Here is a 16,910-nt window from a genome sequence, read left to right on the forward strand (position 1 = left end):
AACGAGCTTTCTCGCTGTCGTCGCGCGACAGCGACGTTGTGTATAACGACATGCCTTGAACGGGGTGTTTTCCATCCTGGTAGCAAGTCAGTGCAAGCGATGAAAACACTTACGCCGTTTCTGGCGATGGACCGCAGGGAATTGTCTTTCTGAAGCGCGGATAATTAGACAGGGCCTGGTTTACCTGGTGGAGCCGCGCAGCTTGATTGCAATATCGAGCTTCGATATCCAGCTTGCGTCGTCCAGGCGTGCGCCAAGGATATTTTCGATTCGTTCGAGCCGATAATTGAGCGTATTCGGATGGATGCCGAGAACGCTTGCGGTTACCTTTCTTCGTTGTAGCTGATTGAAGTAGGTCTTGAGTGTTTCGAGTAACTCCGGTTCGCTCGCCAGCTGTTCGACTAGAGAGACGAGGTATCGCAGCGCGTTTTTCGTACCGCGTACGCTTTCTTCGAGGACGATTTTCGAATACAACCACACGCGCTCTTCGCCTCCCTGACTGCGGCCGAGACTAAGGGCGCGGTTTGCTTCCTCCGCGGACATAGCCCAGCCTGCTGCGCCTTCGCCCATCAGGCCAACGCCGATCGCCTTGATTTCCGGTATTGCTTCTGCGAGTGCTGCGATCTGCTTGCCCACTTGAAGATCACTCACGCCCATTAGGTCACCGAGCCGGGACGGTATCCACACGAGCAGTGTCCCGCGGTGCCAGATATCGACGAGCTCATCGACGGACAATTTGAGGCGCCGTGCGGTTGCAACGACAATTCGATCCAGTTCGCTTTTGAACGTGGGTGAATTGCTGTCGATCGAGTGAACGTCGATGGCCAGCGCTATTCTGGGAATCGTTCCATCGAACCGAAGGGCGGCAGCGGTCTTGGCGAATCCCTCGGTATCTTCGGGATAGTGAAAAATAATGCTGTGCAACTGATATCGGAGTGAGTCCCGCCAGCGAGCCTGTTTATATTGTTCATCCAGGTAAGTCTGAGAGATGATCTGCGCCAGGATGTCGAAGAACTCCATCAAAAACGGAGAGATTCGGAATAACAGCTCATCCCGCAAATCGTCACTTTTCTCATCCAGTTCAATATAGAAACACCATAATTCACGGGACCCCAGTCGGAACGCGCGCAGTAGCGCATCGAGGGGTACGCCTTGGTAGACCCTCCGGCGGCCGTACTCCCGGAAGGCTTCAAACTCTTCAGCGGATGGCGCGCTACCGGACAATAGAGTATCGAACCAAAGCTTCGCAGACCAGGCGATCGAATTGCGTATATCAAGTTTTGCTGGAGAATCCAGATCGGCATACAGCTTGATATTCATCAACGCTGCATATACTCGATCGCCGACTCTCGCGTGATCAACGGCGATTTTCTCAGTCCACCCGCGTAGGGCTAGCGATATTTCAGGGACACTTTTAGTCACGCTTTGCATTCCTCTGTGATCGTCGTCCTCGCTAGCTTACCGAAGTCTCGTCCCGATGTATGACTCTGCGAGTGCATCGGCCTCTTTTCCGGTTGGCTTACGTCGGGGTCGTCAAAGCCATATTTTGCGCTACGTCGTATTGCTCGGGCCGCAACTGACGAATGATAAGTGCGAAAGAAAAATGAGCGGGAAAATCGCCCGTGCGCCAGGTTTAGACCTCCAGGGCAGCATCGCCAGCCCTGCACCGACCAACGAACAGAACAAGCTGTGCAACCATGCCGTACTGACGAAACCGACCTCCCCAAGTTTTGCACGCTCTCGAAAACAGCTCGCTCAAGTGTCCGAAGCTGGCACCGGGATGTCATGACCACGGTCTTTCACTCTTCTTACATATACCTCGTATCCGGTGCGCCCCAGCTACATAGACGATAGAACCGAATCCGTCAGTTCGCCACATCCGCCTGCAGCCGCGCGGACAAGGCTTGGGCACACGCGCTGCGCACTCGCTCACCCTTCAAAAAAGTGCCATTGAATCTCATTTTTGTGTAGAGACGCGCGCGCCATCCTCAAATATTCTTACCCCATCGAGACGATACGTACGGCGCTGAAGTCCTCATCCAGCCGTCGGCGACGAGTAATTCAAAGGAGATGGATGTTGACAAAAAAAGTCCCACTCAAGATCGCGATTGCTGAGCATCCGCACACGTCGGCCATTCGTAACGGCTCCATTTCCATCGATGGCGTGGATGCCGAGTTCATCACAGTCCAGCCGCAAATCGGTGCGTTTCGCCGGATGGTGCGCGATGTCGAGTTCGACGTTTGCGAACTGGCGCCGACGACCTACATCATCGCCCGCGCCTATGGAGCGCCGTTTGTCGGATTGCCGATCTTTGTGGTGCGGCGCTTTCACCATGGCGGGCTGCTGGTGCGTCCGGACGCCGGGATCAAAACCCCCAAAGACCTGGAGGGCAAGAAGGTGGGGGTGCGCGCTTACTCAGTCACGACCGGTGTGTGGACGCGCCAGGTTTTCATTGACGAGTTCGGGCTTGATTCATCGAAGGTGACCTGGGTCGTCGATGACGAGGAGCATGTCACTCAGCTCAAGCTGCCGTCGAACGTGATCCACGCTCCCGCTGGCAGCTCGCTGGCGGACATGATGGCCAACGGCGAGCTGTCAGCAGGCTTTGGCGCCGCCGCAGGCATTGGCCGCACCGGCGCACCCACGGGAGGATGGAAGGAGGTCGAGGCCGACTACCCCGATTTGTTGCCCAATGCAGCCGAACTCGAGGCCGAGTACTACACCCGTACGGGGGTGTATCCGATGCATGGAACCATCGTCGTCAAGGACTCGGTGCTGGCTGAACATCCGTGGATCGCGAAATCGATCTTTGACGCTTTTGCACAGGCCAAGAAGGAATGGCTGGCGCGTCTCGATGCCGGTGATGCCACCAGCAAAAGCGACAAGAAGTATCTTGAACTGCGCAAGATCGTTGGACACGATCCGCTTCCGTACGGTCTTCAAGAAAACCTGAGAACCATTAAAACGTTGGAAGCCACCGCGTTCAAGCAGGGTCTCACGCCTCGCCGCATGTCCATTAACGAACTGTTTGTGGACCCACTGGCCTGCTGACCCAGAAGCAACTATCTTGCATGGGACCAGAGTAACGCGCTAAAGCGCGAACTCCGGTCGACATAGGTGACAACATGATTATCGATTGCCACGGCCATTTCACGACCGTACCTACTTCATTTCGCAACTGGCGTGCCAAGCAGGTCGAGTTCGCAAACGACCCAGCCAACGCACCGTCACGCACCGATGCACATGTGACCGACGACGAAATTCGCGAAGGGGTCGGCAATGGTCAACTCAAGCTGCAGCGCGAGCGGGGCAGCGACTTGACGCTGTTTTCGCCGATCGCCGGATTGATGAGCCACCATCTGGGCAATGAACGTACGAGCCTGGAGTGGGCTGAAGTATCAAACGACCTCGTGTACCGCGTGACGAAACTCTATCCGGACAATTTTGCGCCGGTCTGCCAGTTGCCGCAATCGCCGGGCGTAGCACCCGCGAATTCCATCCCCGAGTTGCGACGCTGCGTCGAGCAGATGGGCTTCGTGGGATGCAACCTGAACCCCGATCCGACGGGCGGCTACTGGACCGGCAAGCCGATGACCGATCGCGAGTGGTATCCACTCTACGAAGCGCTGGTCGACCTGGACGTGCCCGCGATGATCCACGTGGCAGCCTCCTGCAACCCCTGCTTCCATGGCACCGGAGCCCACTATCTGAACGCCGATACGTCGGTGTTCATGCAGGTGCTGCAGTCCGACTTGTTCAAGGATTTCCCGGCGTTGCGCTTCGTTATTCCACACGGCGGTGGTGCGGTTCCCTATCACTGGGGACGCTATCGAGGAATGTCGCTGGAAATGTGTAATCGCCCGCTCGAAGGATTGCTGAACAACATCTTCTTCGACTCGTGTGTCTATCACAAGCCGGGCGTCGAGTTGCTGACCAAGGTTATACCGACCGATAACGTGATGTTTGGATCGGAAATGGTCGGTGCAGTGCGAGGCAAGGATCCGGCAACCGGCCAGTACTTCGACGACACCAAGCGCTACATCGACGCTTGCACCGAGCTGACGGACGAGGATCGCTTCAAGATCTTCGAAGGCAACGCACGGCGCGTCTACCCGCGTCTCGATGCGCGCCTGAAGGCCCGCAGCAAATAACATTGGCGCCAGCCGTACGCAACTGAAAAAGGGACTGAGACACTCATGGCTTCATCAATTGTTGATATCCATCCACACATCATTTCCGACGAGGAGAGCCGTTATCCGCCGGCACCGCTGTTCGGCACGCGCTCGGAATGGTCGAAGGAACGCCCCACTACCGTCGAGACATTGATCGCGTCGATGGACAACGCCGGCGTTGCCAAGGCCGCCGTGGTCCATTCTTCGACCACCTACGGTTTCGACAACAGTTATGTAGTTGACAGTTGTGCGAAGTATCCAGGACGCCTCGTTGCCGTCGGCTCCGTCGACGTGTTGCAGTCGGATGCGCCAGCGCGCATCCGCGAATGGGTCAAGCTTGGCCTTGCTGGTTTGCGCCTGTTCACGGGCGGTAGCACGAAGGAGTTCGACCCGAGCGAACTCGATGATCCACGTTCATTTCCGGCGTGGGAACTTTGTGCGGAGCTTAGCCTGACGATGTGCATTCAGACCGGTCCAATCGGACTGCCGCAGGTAACGAAGCTTGCCCGTCTTTTTTCCGACGTGCCCATCATCCTCGATCACCTTGGACGTCCCGACGTCGCTGACGGTGCGCCCTATGCCGCGGCGCAAAGTTTGTTCGACCTGGCGCCGCTCGAAAACATCTACCTGAAGCTCACGCCGCGTATCTTTGGCGATGTGAAGAAGGAAAAGGCAAGCGCCGAAACATTCTTCCCGCGCGTGGTCGAGGCATTTGGCGCGAAGCGGATGGCCTGGGGATCGAATTTTCCGACGTCGCCAGGAACGCTCCCGGAAATTCTGGCGACCGCTCAGGCGGGTCTGCAATGCCTGAGCGATGAAGACCGCGCGTGGATATTTGGCAAGACGGCACAGCAACTGTATCCAGCCGTAGCCTAAGTTCTGATGCATCCGTGCAGTCCACCCAAGGCGCCAGCGACGCCTTGGGTGGCCGAGAAACAGAATCAGTGCAAACCAAGAAGAAAGCAGATGGAGACAAGCAAGTCAGGACGAACAGGGACCGTGAGCCGATGGGGCACTCTCGCGCTCCTTGCGATCGGTGTTTTAATTTCGTTTGTCGATCGCACCAGCATTTCTTCCACGCTGGCGGACGCAAGTTTCGTTAAACACTTTGCGCTCACGAACGTTGATCGCGGCTGGATCAACTCGGCTTTCTTCTGGTCGTATGGACTGTTTCAAGTGCCGATGGGCTGGGCGGCCGATCGCTATGGCGTCAAATGGCCCTACGCGGTCAGCTTCGCGGCGTGGTGCATCGCTACCGCGTTGATGGGGGCGGTGACGGCGCTCGCGAGCCTGGTCGTCCTGCGCCTGATCATTGGCATGTCCGAAGCTATCGTAATTCCTGCAAGCTATCGCTGGATTCGCAACAACTTCGGCGAAAGCCAGAATGGCCTGGCCGTCGGCATTCTCGCGATGGGCAACAAGTTCGGTCCCGCCCTCGGTGCACCGGTCGGGGCCTGGTTCATTGTCAATTATTCCTGGCAGGTCATGTTCGTGGCGACGGGCCTGGTTGGGCTGATCTGGCTGGCGCCGTGGTTGCTGCTGGTCCGCAATGACCTTCCATCGCGGACGGAACTCACCGCGGCGAATCGAAGCGCCCGCACGGTCGGCCTCGGCAGCATCTTGTCCAGCCCGGTCGTATGGGGCGGAATGATCACCAACTTTTGCTACGGCTACTTCACATTCTATTGCATGACCTGGATGCCAGCCTATCTGGTCGAGCAACGCGGTCTCTCGATTTCGAGGTCCGGGCTGTTCACCTTCTTCAGCTTCGCCGGCATCGCGATCGTCGCGGCCGTCGCGGGATGGGGAGCGGACCGGATCATCGCACGGGGAAACAACGCTGTACTGGTGCGTAAGGCATTCACCATTGCGGGCTTTGTGGGCGGATGTACCGTCCTGCTCGGCGCCTATGCGCATTCGCTTGAGATGGCCTTGTTCTGGAACGTGCTCTCGCTCTCGCTGCTCGGCCTTACCACTGCGAACAACCTTGTCCTGTCGCGCCTGACCTTGATCCCCAAGCAAGCGATCGGATTGGTCACCGGCGTGCAGCAGGTTGCCACCAGCCTCGCGGGCGGTGTGGCAGCAAGCCTGTCGGGCTGGCTTCTCCACGTCAGCGGAAGCTACGACCTGTCGATGATGGTGATCCTGGTTTTCCTGCTGATCGGTGCAACGGCCACTGCAACCCTGTTCCGTCCCGAATGGGCGCCGAAGGTGACCGAAGCGCGTGGCTCGCTGCGGCAAGCCTAGAAATCACGGCATGGCCGCAATAGCAGGCCTTGTTGAACACATTAATTCACTGAGAGATCCTACATGGCGAAGATCGTATTCGGGATGGCGGTGCCGCACAGCGGCATGCTTGGGCAGGCACCGGAGGACTGGCTGAAAAACGGTGAGCGGGACCGTAACAATCAGGAGCTGTGGTACCGCAATCGGACCTGGACCTATCCCGAGCTGGAAGCGCATCGTGAAGCGGCCTTCGAGAAATTCCTGACGCTCGAAGAGCGCACTGCGCGCGCTGCGCGCTGCCGTACCGCGCTTGATAAGATGGCCGCCGCCTACCGCGACGCGAACATCGATGTCGCGATCATTCTGGGCAAGGACCAGAAGGAGATCTTCACTGATTTCTCGCCCTCGATCGTCATCTATAGCGGCGAGGAAGTGCACAACGGCCCACCACAGCGGCAAGTCTATGCGCCCGACCATCACGTCACGCACAAGTGTCATCCCAAGCTGGCTGCCCATCTCATCGGCAGCTTCCAGCAAGAGGGTTTCGACCTGACGGACCTCTTCGCGTGGCCCGACAACGTGTGGATGAAGCCACTGCCTGACTATCCGGTCGCGCCGCACGCGTACAGCTTCGTGTATCACCAGATCATGGACGACAATCCGCCGCCGCACGTCCCGATCATCATGAATTGCTTCTATCCGCCGACACAGCCGTCGATGCCACGTTGCATTGAATTCGGACGGGTCCTGCGCGACGCCATCAATGCGTGGCCTGAAGACGTGCGTGTGGGTATCTTCGCCTCCGGCGGCTTGTCCCACTTCGTCAACGACGAGGAGTTCGATCACAGCATCATGAAGATGCTGGCTGACTACGACTATGACGGCCTGGCCGCGGTGGATGACCGCTCATACCAGTCCGGCACCTCCGAAATCAAACTCTACGTCAGCGTGATGAAGGCGGTGCAGGAAACGGGTGCCGAGATGACGCTGGTGGACTACGTTCCCTGCTGGCGCACACCTGCGGGGACCGGCGAAGGCATGGGTTTCATGTACTGGAAAGCGGCCGACTGATCTGGCTTCATGCAACCCGCTATACATCCACCCGCGCACTCAATTAACGAGAGAGAAAGGCCATGAGCGATATGCGCCTCAACAGCATCATTCGCGCTTTCGAATCCAATAAGCCCGCATTCACTGCATTCGCAAAGCTGGATAAGCAGACCGCCATCGAGATGAGCGATGCACCGTATGACGGCATCGTTTTCGAGATGGAGCACAACCCCTACGACGTATCGGCATTGGGCGATGCGTTGCAGTACATGCTTAACCGAAAGCAGATTGCCGAATCCGGCTCGGTTGCGCCGCGCGTCACACCGATTGCCCGTATTCCCGCGAACGGCGTCGAAATGAACCAGGCCTTCGCGAAGCAAGTGCTCGATCGCGGCGCCTATGGCGTGGTATGGCCGCATGTAGCGACGGTCGAGCAGGCCTATAACGCCGTGGCATCGTGCCGCTATGCCCGGCCCAAGAACGCACCGCCGTATGAGCCCAAGGGCGTACGTGGTGACGGCCCCGCAACCGCTGCTCGCTACTGGGGCTTGAGTATGGCCGATTACTACAAAAAAGCGGATGTCTGGCCGCTGGCGCCGCAGGGGGAAGTTCTGGTCGGGCTGATGTGCGAGAGCACCGAGGCGATTGAAAACCTCGACGACATCCTGTCGAACGTGCTCGGCATTGGCTTCATTCTTATCGGCGAAGGCGATCTTAGCCAGCAACTTGGGTATCCGCGCGAGTATGAGCACCCGGCCGTGCTCGATGCCATGCGCCAGATTGTCGAGACTTGCCACAAGCACAAAGTGGTGGTCGGCAATCCGCATGTCACTGCGAAGAATCATCAGCGGCTGCTTGAAGAGGGATACCGCTTCCTGATGTCGGCGCCGCAGCGCAGCTATGGCGTTGTAGGCACGGCGCGCGAGATGGCGGGGTATTGAATGAACGGAGCCGAAAGCCTGGTGCAGACGCTCACCGATCAGGGTGTCGATATATGTTTCGCGAACCCTGGTACCTCGGAGATGCACTTTCTGAAGGCGCTCGAAAACCCGAGCATGCGCAGCGTCCTTTGCCTTTTTGAGGGTGTCTGCACAGGCGCTGCGGACGGGTATTACCGGATGAAAGACATGCCGGCATCCACTCTGCTGCATCTCGGGCCGGGACTCGCGAATGGGCTCGCCAACATTCACAATGCCAAACGGGCATCGTCGGGCATGGTCAACATCGTGGGCGAGCATTCGGCGTCGCACCTGAAATACGATCCACCGCTGATGTCCGATATCGAAGGCCTGGCGCGGCCGCTGAGTCACTGGGTGCGCCGCGTTGAATCGCCGGTTGCGGTGGCATGGGACGTTGCAACTGCGGTGAGCAAGGCAAGCGAACATCCGGGGCAAATTGCGACGCTCATTTTGCCGGGTGACACCTCGTGGCAGGATGCGGGCGAACAAATCGTGCTGCCGCGCACGGTCGCCAATGCGAAGATCCCGGACGCTGCACGCATCGAGCATATTGCGCAGGTACTGCGCTCGGGCGAGCCGGCGCTCATCATCCTGGCCGGTCGCTCGACACGCGGCCGCGCGCTCAAGCTGGCGGGCAAGCTCAAGGCGGCCACAAGCTGTCGCATAGCGACGCAATTCTTCAGCGCGCGGATCGAACGCGGGGCAGGGCGGGTCACGCTCGAACGCATTCCCTATGCCGTGGGACCGGCTGTCGAATATTTGAAAGGCTTCAAACACATCATCACGGTGGAGACGACCGAGCCAATCGCATTCTTCAGCTATCCTGATAAACCGAGCTTGCTCAAGTCGTCCGGCACCAGCGTTCATTCGCTGGTCGAAATTGGCGAGGACGGTGCCGCCGGCCTTGAGATGCTGGTTGAGGTGCTCGGTGCGACGAACTCGGCAGCCGTGCTCCAGCCGCGTTCGGACGCCCCGCCGCCGACTGGCGCATTGAGTCCTGCCACGATTGCCCAGGCGCTGGCCGCCGCTCTGCCCGAAAACTGCATCCTCGTCGATGAATCGCTGACCACAGGCCGCGAGACGATGGGCCTGACCGTTGGTGCTGCGCGTCATGACCTCATCAACAACATGGGCGGCTCGATCGGCTATGGCACACCGGTTGCCACCGGCGCCGCGCTCGCTTGCCCTGAGCGGCGCGTGTTCTGCATGGTCGGTGACGGCAGCGCCATGTACACCATCCAGTCGCTGTGGACGCAGGCACGCGAGAGCCTGAACATCACAACGATCATCTTTGCCAACAACAGCTACGCCATCCTCAAGGCCGAGTACGCCAACATGGGCGCCGGTGCGCCAGGGCAGCAAGCGCTGGCCATGATCGATATCGACCGGCCGCGTATCGACTGGCTGGCCATGGCGAAAAGCATGGGTGTTCCAGCCGTTGCTGTGGATACAGCCGAGGCTTTCCACAAGGCCATGGCCGACTCAGTCAACGAGCCGGGACCGTGTCTCATCGAGGTGCGACTGTAATTCTATTCAAGCTTCATGCGTAAGGAGAGACATCAATGACAACGACGCTGACCGGGGTGCCAACCCTGCGCACCAATCTGGCTGATTACCCGGTAACGAAGGCGATGAAGGACGGACGGGTGAGCTCGGACATCATCAAGCTAGACTATTGCGGACCGACCCTGGCCCATAACGGCTTCAAGGCGATGGTGCGCGAAAACGCCTTCGACGCGGGCGAGCTGGCGATCGTCACCTTCTTGCAGGCGAAGGCCTATGGCAAGCCCTACGTCCTGTTGCCGACGCCAATCTCGGGACGCTTCCAGCATCATTGCGCCGGCTTCAACATCGACTTTAGCGAGTTGAAGCCGAAGGATATCGAGGGCAAGAAGGTCGGCGTTCGCACCTATACCCAGACGACAGCGCTCTGGATTCGGGGCATCCTGCGCCACGAATACGGTGTCGATCTCGACAAGGTGACCTGGATGACGCTCGGTGACGGACATCTCGCCGAGTATCGCGATCCGAATAACTGCGTGCGCTTGCCCGCAGGCTCGTCGATCCCGCAGATGATGCTCGACGGTGAGCTGAGTGCAGCATTGCTCGGTGAAGACATGCCGAAAGACCCGCGTGTGCGCACGCTTGTTCCCGATGCGCAAGCCGCAGCCAAAGACTGGTTTGCGCGCGAGGGTGTGGTGCCGATCAACCACATGTTCGTGGTGCACGAGGACATTTCGAAGCAGCGCCCCGACATCGTTCGCGAGTTGTACCGGATGATCGTAGAAAGCTGTGCTCTCACTGAAGGCGGCGTGCCCGCTATCTTTCCGCCGATCGGGCTGGAGGAGAACCGCAAAGGGCTTCAATTGGCGATCGACTGGGCGCTTGACCAGAAGATCATTCCGCATCGCCTGTCCGTCGACGAACTGTTCGATGACGTCACGGGCAGTCTGGGCTGAATGATGATTCGCAGGAAGGAACGGTAAGGAAGGATGGAGCGCATCGGATTGGATCCGGGCTACGCTTCACGCACGCGCGCAGAAGGCCGGTGTGATTCTGAATCCGATCATTGAGCTCGACCATCAGTCGACGGGATTCGAGCTGGCAGCTCGAGGACTGGGTGATGTGATTGCCTCGCGGCCGATTCTTCATCGCCTCGGCTACGAGAAAAAATTGGGTTGGAAACCTATTGATCCTCCGCTCTTTGAAGTATTCGCGTTCATCCATCGTTACGATGCACCGCTTTCGGCAGCGACAAGAGCACTGATGCAGTTGATGCGGGAGCATCTCGCGCGCATGCAGCGCGCATATGCGCACCTTGATTCCGACTATCCGCCAGATGTAGCCGCTAGCGCGGCGAATGAACCGCATAGGCCTTCGAACGGGTAATACCTGGGCTCTGATTTGATGGACGACTCCCTTCCTTCGGGGTAGGGAGCTTGCTGCCACGCGCATCTAAGCCACCGGCTCGACACCACTCCCGTGAGCGTTTGTTCTTTGGAATGTTTCGACGATCAGCGCTTGCATCAGGTCAGCCGTGCGAATCACGCCAAGGCTTTCTCGCGTGACGCAGAATACGGGTCGCTCAGACATCCACTCGGGCACCGGCAGCCGATACAACTTACCTCGCTCTACCCAAGGCTCGGCAATGTGATCGGGCACAATGCCAACGAACTGGCCACAAAGTAGTAGTTGCAGCGTTCCCTCAACATGATGCGACAACGTTCGTGCTCTTTCCGATAACGATAAAGGCACCGTTTCGTTCACAAGATAGCCTCTGCGCACATAGGACGCGCTCTCTTCGACCAATTGCTTGGCGCGGTGTTCGTCCGCACCGAAAGCAGCGTGACCGCGTCCGCAATACATCGAAGCGCTCTCGGAGGTCACAACCTGATAGTTGAGCGATGGCAGGTTCGACTTGCATATCGTGATGCCCAGCGCAGCTTTTTTTTCCGCTACCGCGCGCTCCACCAGGTCAGGTGATGCCACGTTGAGATTCAGGGTTACCTGCGGATAGCGATCGCAAAATTCACCGATCGCCATGGAAACCGGGTTTGCTGGCGTGAAGGCGCTGTGGTCAATGAGCCAGATGGACAGTTCGCCGCGAATCTCGTTCTTCGCTGTTCCCAGCACCTCACGAAATTCGTCGATGGCGTCCAGTAGGCGCAGCGTAGCAGCGTAGGCGACCTGACCCTCCGCGGTAAGTTGAAAACCGCTGCGCCCACGCACACAAAGCTGGCAACCTACCCGTGTCTCGAGATCGGAAAGCTGCTTGCTGATTGCCGAGGTGCCAAGACCGGTGGCCTCTTCCGCAGCTGAAAGCCCACCGCACTCCACAACGGCCTTGAAGAGCCGCAAGTGCTTGATGTCAATATCGTGAAGTGGCGGGATCGGTAAAGTCATCAACGAAATGGGTCCTGAGTAGAGCGGTGGTCACGGCAACGACGCTCAGACTGTCGCAATTGCCGTCGTCCGGTAAGCGCTTATTTTGCGCCGAGGACGCGATCTAACAGGAGCAACGTCTCTGCCAGCACGCGAGTGCCGTCGAGTAACTGATTCGGGTCGAGCCATTCTTCGGGACAATGGCTACGCCCGTCTAGGCACGGCATGAAAATCATGCCCATGGGCCCGACGTTCTTCATGTAAACCGCGTCGTGGCCAGCGCCACTTGGCATTCTAACGCTTGCATAACCCAGATGGTCGGCCGCCTGCTCAACACACTCGATCACCACGTCCGAGCAGTCCGTTGGATTGCCCGAGGTCAGGTCGACGAATGTTGCATCAAGCCTGAGCGCATGCAAATGGGCTTGAGTTTCGCGCATGAGATTCTCGGGGAAATTCTGGAGCACTTCGTTCGTGTCACTACGCACTTCCAACACCATATCGACTCGCCCCGGTACCGCGTTCGGCACGTTCGGCTCTACGGCGATGCGGCCTACGGTCGCCACCACATAGTTGAGGCGGCCACTTAGCGTGCTCGCCATCCTGTGAGTCGTTTCGATAAGACGGGCGGCGCCCACGAGTGCATCGCGGCGAAGATCCATGGGGGTCGTGCCAGCGTGATCTGGCTGCCCGATAACAGAGATCGCCACGCGCCGAATCCCGACAATATTGGTGACTACGCCGATCGGCAGATTACGGCTTTCCAGCACAGGACCCTGTTCTATATGCAACTCGACAAAGGCGGCGACGCTGTCCGAGCCTCGCAGGGCCGTGCCGAGATCGTCAGGCCGTGCGCCGATGCGCAGCATCGCTTCGCGCAAGGTTTCGCCTTCATGATTGCGCGCGCACAGCATGTCGCTGCCCAGTTTGCCGCATAGCGCGCGACTGCCGACGCAGGACACGCCGTAGTCGCTAGGCTCTTCGGAAAGAAAGTCGATGACTTCCAGCGAATGGCGCAGCGATATCTTCGCGTCCTTGAGCGCATGAGCGACTTCGAGGGCTGCCAGCACGCCAATGATTCCGTCGAAGCGGCCACCTGCAACCACGGTGTCGCAATGAGAACCGCTGACCAGCGGCGCGAGTGCCGGCTCGCTTCCCGCGTGCCGGCCGATCAGGTTGCCGCCGGCGTCAAGTTCGACAGTCAGGCCCGCGGCAATGAATTCGCTCTGGAGCCAATCTCGAGCGCGCAGGAATTCCCCGCTGAACGCGCGGCGAGTCCAGGGAACGTCTGTCCGAACAAAGCCGGCAAGCTTTTCCACACGTGCCCAGAGGCGATCGAGATCAAGTGGCAGAAGGCTGGATGTGGTTGTCATTGGTTTTTAGTCGTGAGGGTGGGGCGTACGAAGCGCCCATCGCCAGATGAACCACAAATTTGACCTCTGTTATAGACGAGTCGTCCCCGACAGAACGTCGAAACCACTTCTACGTTAAATTGCATGCCCTCGAACGCGCTCCATTGCACAGCTGACAGGCTGCGCGAAGGATCGTATGCGTGCACGCGCGGATCGAGAATGACAAGGTCTGCATCGTGGCCGGCTTCAAAACCGCCTTTTTGTTTGTCGATCAGGAAGTGGTGGGCTGGACCATCGCACAGCAGGCGCGCAACCATGCGCAAGTCGATGCCGTGCTGCTCACAGCCCGTCCAAAGCGCTGGAAGTAGCGTTTCCAGACCCGGGCCACCCGACGCATTCAAGAATACGTTGGGATTTTGCTTGCGCTCAAGTCCCCAACTAACGTGATCAGATGAAACGAAGGTGCAGTCGCCGTTCGCGACGTGACGCCAGAGGAGTTCTGTCTCTGCACGCGGCCGGATTGGGGGATAGTGCTTGGCACGCGCACCGAATCTGCGCGTATGGTCCTCGTGGTTCAGCATCAGGTACTGGACACAGGTTTCGATGCTAGACGCGTGTCCCGCGCCTCGATAGAGGTTGCCCAACTCAAAACCGCGCGCCGTCGAGACGTGCACGGCGTGTGCGCGCGCGCCGGTTTCGGCGCCGATCTCGTAGATCAGCGCGGTCGCAAGATTTTCGATCAGCGGTGTATGCGCTCGCAGGAAAGCATCCCAGCCGGTGTCACCGGCTTGCGTCAAGCGCCGCACGTTTTTGCGGGTCAACTCCTGCATTTGATTGTGCACGCCGCACGCAAGACCCGACGGACCGATCATGCGGAATGCCTCGAAGAGCACATCTTCCTCGACACGGGGGAACCGGCCCGGACTCGCCTCGAAGGTCGAAAACTTGAACGCGCACACACCGCCGTCTATGAGACCCGCAGCCGCCGCAAGCCCGTGCTTTTCGTTAAGCGTGCCGAATAGTGCGACGTCCACTACGCAATCCCGCTCCACTTCAGCGATCTTGGCGTCAAGTTGGGAGCGGGTGGCCACGGGCTCGGGGTCGTCGTAAGGCATGTCGACCATCACTGTGATACCCCCGGCAGCCGCGGCATTTGATGCTCGGCCCAGACCCTCCTGATTCGCCTGGCTACCCGCGTGGACTTGCCCATCGATCACGCCGGGCATGACCCATTGCCCATGCGCATCCAGCGTGTCGCGGCCAGCTGGCGGGGTGCCTGTGCCACGCATGACAAACCGGCCGTCGCGTACGGCAAGCCAGCCGTCTTCAACAATTTCGCGAGCATCGACCAACCGCCCGCGCACTATAAGGTCGAAATCGCCCATCACTTAGTCCTTTGTCTTTACTGACGATGGACGAAGTGTCCCCCGCAAAAATGTCAACAACCATGATGGAACGAACAAGTTCACTTTCCGTTTATCGCATGGTTTCTCGAGGCCACTAGCCGAATAATTCGCTGAACTGCTCCTTGTGCAGCAGAAATCGACTGCCATTTAACGAGAGACCTTTCGCAATGACTCAGCAGACCGGAACCCGAATCACCGCTCAGCGTGGCCCTGTTCTTCGCTGCAAGGGCTGGCGTCAGGAAACAATCCTGCGCATGCTGGAAAACAATCTGGAAAACGCCGAGGACCCGTCTCGTCTTATCGTGTATGGCGGCATCGGGCAGGCAGCGCGCAACTGGGAAAGCTTCGACGCGATCGTGCACGCACTTAAGAATCTGGAGAACGACGAGACGCTCGCCATGCAATCCGGCATGCCTGTCGCTGTCTTCAAGACGCACCGCCTGGCGCCCCGCGTTGTGATGGCGAACAGCAACCTGATCCAGGCGACCTGGCCCAAGTTCTACGACTTGAAGGAAAAAAACCTGATTGCGTTTGCGTCCTACACAGCGGGCCCCTGGCAGTACATTGGCAGTCAAGGGGTGATCGAAGGGACCTTTGAGACGCTAGGCGTGATTGCGGAGCGGCACTTTGGCGGCAGCCTCGCCGGACGGATATTCTTCAGCGCAGGACTAGGCGGCATGGGCCGCTCACAGCCGCTCGCAATGAGCATGCACGGCGGGGTGAGTGTGGTAGTCGAAGTGCGCGAGGAAACTATTCGCGAACGCCTTGCGGCCGGTTATGCGGACGTGCGCGCTGACTCGCTGGCGGACGCGATTCGTCTGGCGGAAGAAGCGAAGAGCGAGCGGCGTTCGCTGTCGATCGTGGTGCGCGCCAATTTAATCGATGCACTCGACGACATGGCGCAAAGCGGCTGGGTGCCCGACATTGTCACCGAAATGTGCCCGTGCCACGATCCGTTCGCTCTCGTTCCCGCCGGAATGGAGGTGGCCGAAGCGCTTGACCTTCTTGTGACTGATCGCGACGCTTATCTTGCCCGTTCACGTGCCTCAATGATCCGAATCGTTCGCGCGATGACCCGGCTCCAAAAGGCGGGGGCCGTCGTGTTCGAATACGGTACCTTCGTGCGCAAGGAGAGCGTCGACGCCGGCTTATCTCCAGAGGAAGCCTACGCGTATCCGGGCTGTATCGCCGAGTACGTGCGACCGATGTTTCTTGAGGGTCGCGGGCCGTTCCGCTGGACCTGCGTGTCCGGAGAAGTCAGCGACCAGCGTCGTCTCGACGAGCTTGTGCTTGACATGTTCCACGATGACCCACTGGTGACTCGCTGGATCAAGTTGGCACGCACGCGTTTGCCACTCGAAGGATTGCCCGCGCGTATTTGCTTTCTCGGTTTTGGGCAGCGCAAGGCGTTTGGCCTTGCCGTCAATGCACTGGTTCGCGCTGGGGGGGGGGGGGGGGGGGGGGGGGGGGGGGGGGGGGGGGGGGGGGGGGGGGGGGCGGGGGGGGGGGGGGGGGTCGAAACCGAAAAAATGCGAGACGGCTCTGACGCCATTTCGGACTGGCCCTACCTGAACGCGCTGCTGAACACCGCAGGCATGGCGGATCTCGTGTCTATTCAGGCTAACGGCACGATGGGCGTGTCCGCCCATACCGGCGTCACGATGATCGCCGATGGCAGCGAAGAGGCGGATCTGCGTCTGGACGCAAGCCTGACCACAGACGCTGGTATTGGCATTGTGCGGCTCGCGCAGGCGGGATATCCGGTTGCCCGCGAGGTGGCGGAGGGCCGAGGCCGGCTCACCACCGATTCAATCCAGGTGCCGCTATGGTGGACCCCGGAAGCCACGCGCGTGCGTGAATAA

Annotated in this window: 14 protein-coding genes; 10 read left to right on the forward strand and 4 right to left on the reverse strand. The window is 59.1% G+C overall.

What is annotated here, in order from left to right:
• Window positions 1-180 precede the first annotated feature (180 nt).
• Window positions 181-1,320 carry a CdaR family transcriptional regulator gene (locus M0D69_RS16010; protein ID WP_301782936.1) on the reverse strand — a complete coding sequence of 380 codons (1,140 nt, stop codon included), beginning with the start codon at window positions 1,318-1,320 and terminating at the stop codon, window positions 181-183.
• Between the two features lie 754 nt (window positions 1,321-2,074).
• Between M0D69_RS16010 and M0D69_RS16015 the strand changes: the two genes are divergently transcribed.
• The 9 genes from M0D69_RS16015 to M0D69_RS16055 all read left to right on the forward strand — a co-directional run bounded on the left by M0D69_RS16015 (window position 2,075) and on the right by M0D69_RS16055 (window position 11,297).
• Entirely contained in the window at window positions 2,075-3,052 is a 978-nt protein-coding gene (locus M0D69_RS16015) for a PhnD/SsuA/transferrin family substrate-binding protein (protein ID WP_301783035.1), read from the forward strand.
• A gap of 74 nt (window positions 3,053-3,126) precedes the next feature.
• Entirely contained in the window at window positions 3,127-4,152 is a 1,026-nt protein-coding gene (locus tag M0D69_RS16020) for an amidohydrolase family protein (RefSeq protein ID WP_301782937.1), read from the forward strand.
• 45 nt (window positions 4,153-4,197) lie between these two features.
• Window positions 4,198-5,049 (forward strand): amidohydrolase, encoded by an 852-nt coding sequence (locus tag M0D69_RS16025; RefSeq protein ID WP_301782938.1) that lies wholly within the window; start codon window positions 4,198-4,200, stop codon window positions 5,047-5,049.
• Between the two features lie 90 nt (window positions 5,050-5,139).
• Window positions 5,140-6,420 carry an MFS transporter gene (locus tag M0D69_RS16030; protein ID WP_301782939.1) on the forward strand — a complete coding sequence of 427 codons (1,281 nt, stop codon included), beginning with the start codon at window positions 5,140-5,142 and terminating at the stop codon, window positions 6,418-6,420.
• Between the two features lie 63 nt (window positions 6,421-6,483).
• Window positions 6,484-7,470, forward strand: coding sequence for a protocatechuate 3,4-dioxygenase (locus tag M0D69_RS16035; protein WP_301782940.1), 987 nt, complete (start codon window positions 6,484-6,486; stop codon window positions 7,468-7,470).
• Window positions 7,471-7,532: 62 nt separating this feature from the next.
• Window positions 7,533-8,390 (forward strand): HpcH/HpaI aldolase/citrate lyase family protein, encoded by an 858-nt coding sequence (locus tag M0D69_RS16040; RefSeq protein WP_301782941.1) that lies wholly within the window; start codon window positions 7,533-7,535, stop codon window positions 8,388-8,390.
• Window positions 8,391-9,935 (forward strand): acetolactate synthase large subunit, encoded by a 1,545-nt coding sequence (locus tag M0D69_RS16045; protein WP_301782942.1) that lies wholly within the window; start codon window positions 8,391-8,393, stop codon window positions 9,933-9,935.
• A gap of 35 nt (window positions 9,936-9,970) precedes the next feature.
• Window positions 9,971-10,867 carry a phosphate ABC transporter substrate-binding protein gene (locus M0D69_RS16050; RefSeq protein WP_301782943.1) on the forward strand — a complete coding sequence of 299 codons (897 nt, stop codon included), beginning with the start codon at window positions 9,971-9,973 and terminating at the stop codon, window positions 10,865-10,867.
• A 52-nt stretch (window positions 10,868-10,919) separates the two neighbouring features.
• Window positions 10,920-11,297 (forward strand): LysR substrate-binding domain-containing protein, encoded by a 378-nt coding sequence (locus M0D69_RS16055; protein ID WP_301783036.1) that lies wholly within the window; start codon window positions 10,920-10,922, stop codon window positions 11,295-11,297.
• Window positions 11,298-11,363: 66 nt separating this feature from the next.
• Here M0D69_RS16055 and M0D69_RS16060 read toward each other — a convergent pair whose 3' ends face one another.
• From M0D69_RS16060 to M0D69_RS16070, 3 genes are all read right to left on the reverse strand, one after another.
• On the reverse strand, window positions 11,364-12,266 hold the full coding sequence (locus M0D69_RS16060; protein WP_301782944.1) for a LysR family transcriptional regulator: 903 nt from the start codon (window positions 12,264-12,266) through the stop codon (window positions 11,364-11,366).
• A 125-nt stretch (window positions 12,267-12,391) separates the two neighbouring features.
• Window positions 12,392-13,663: a Zn-dependent hydrolase gene (locus tag M0D69_RS16065; protein ID WP_301782945.1), complete on the reverse strand. Its 1,272-nt coding sequence runs from the start codon at window positions 13,661-13,663 to the stop codon at window positions 12,392-12,394.
• A complete protein-coding gene (locus M0D69_RS16070) occupies window positions 13,660-15,027 on the reverse strand; it encodes a dihydroorotase family protein (protein WP_301782946.1) in 1,368 nt (455 codons plus the stop codon). The genes M0D69_RS16065 and M0D69_RS16070 overlap by 4 nt, the downstream gene beginning before the upstream one ends.
• Window positions 15,028-15,215: 188 nt before the next feature.
• On the opposite strand from M0D69_RS16070, the gene hutU reads away from it, so the two are divergent.
• Window positions 15,216-16,910 (forward strand): urocanate hydratase, encoded by a 1,695-nt coding sequence (hutU, locus tag M0D69_RS16075; RefSeq protein WP_301782947.1) that lies wholly within the window; start codon window positions 15,216-15,218, stop codon window positions 16,908-16,910.

It is taken from the genome of Caballeronia sp. SEWSISQ10-4 2 (assembly GCF_030464885.1).
Lineage (GTDB): Bacteria > Pseudomonadota > Gammaproteobacteria > Burkholderiales > Burkholderiaceae > Caballeronia.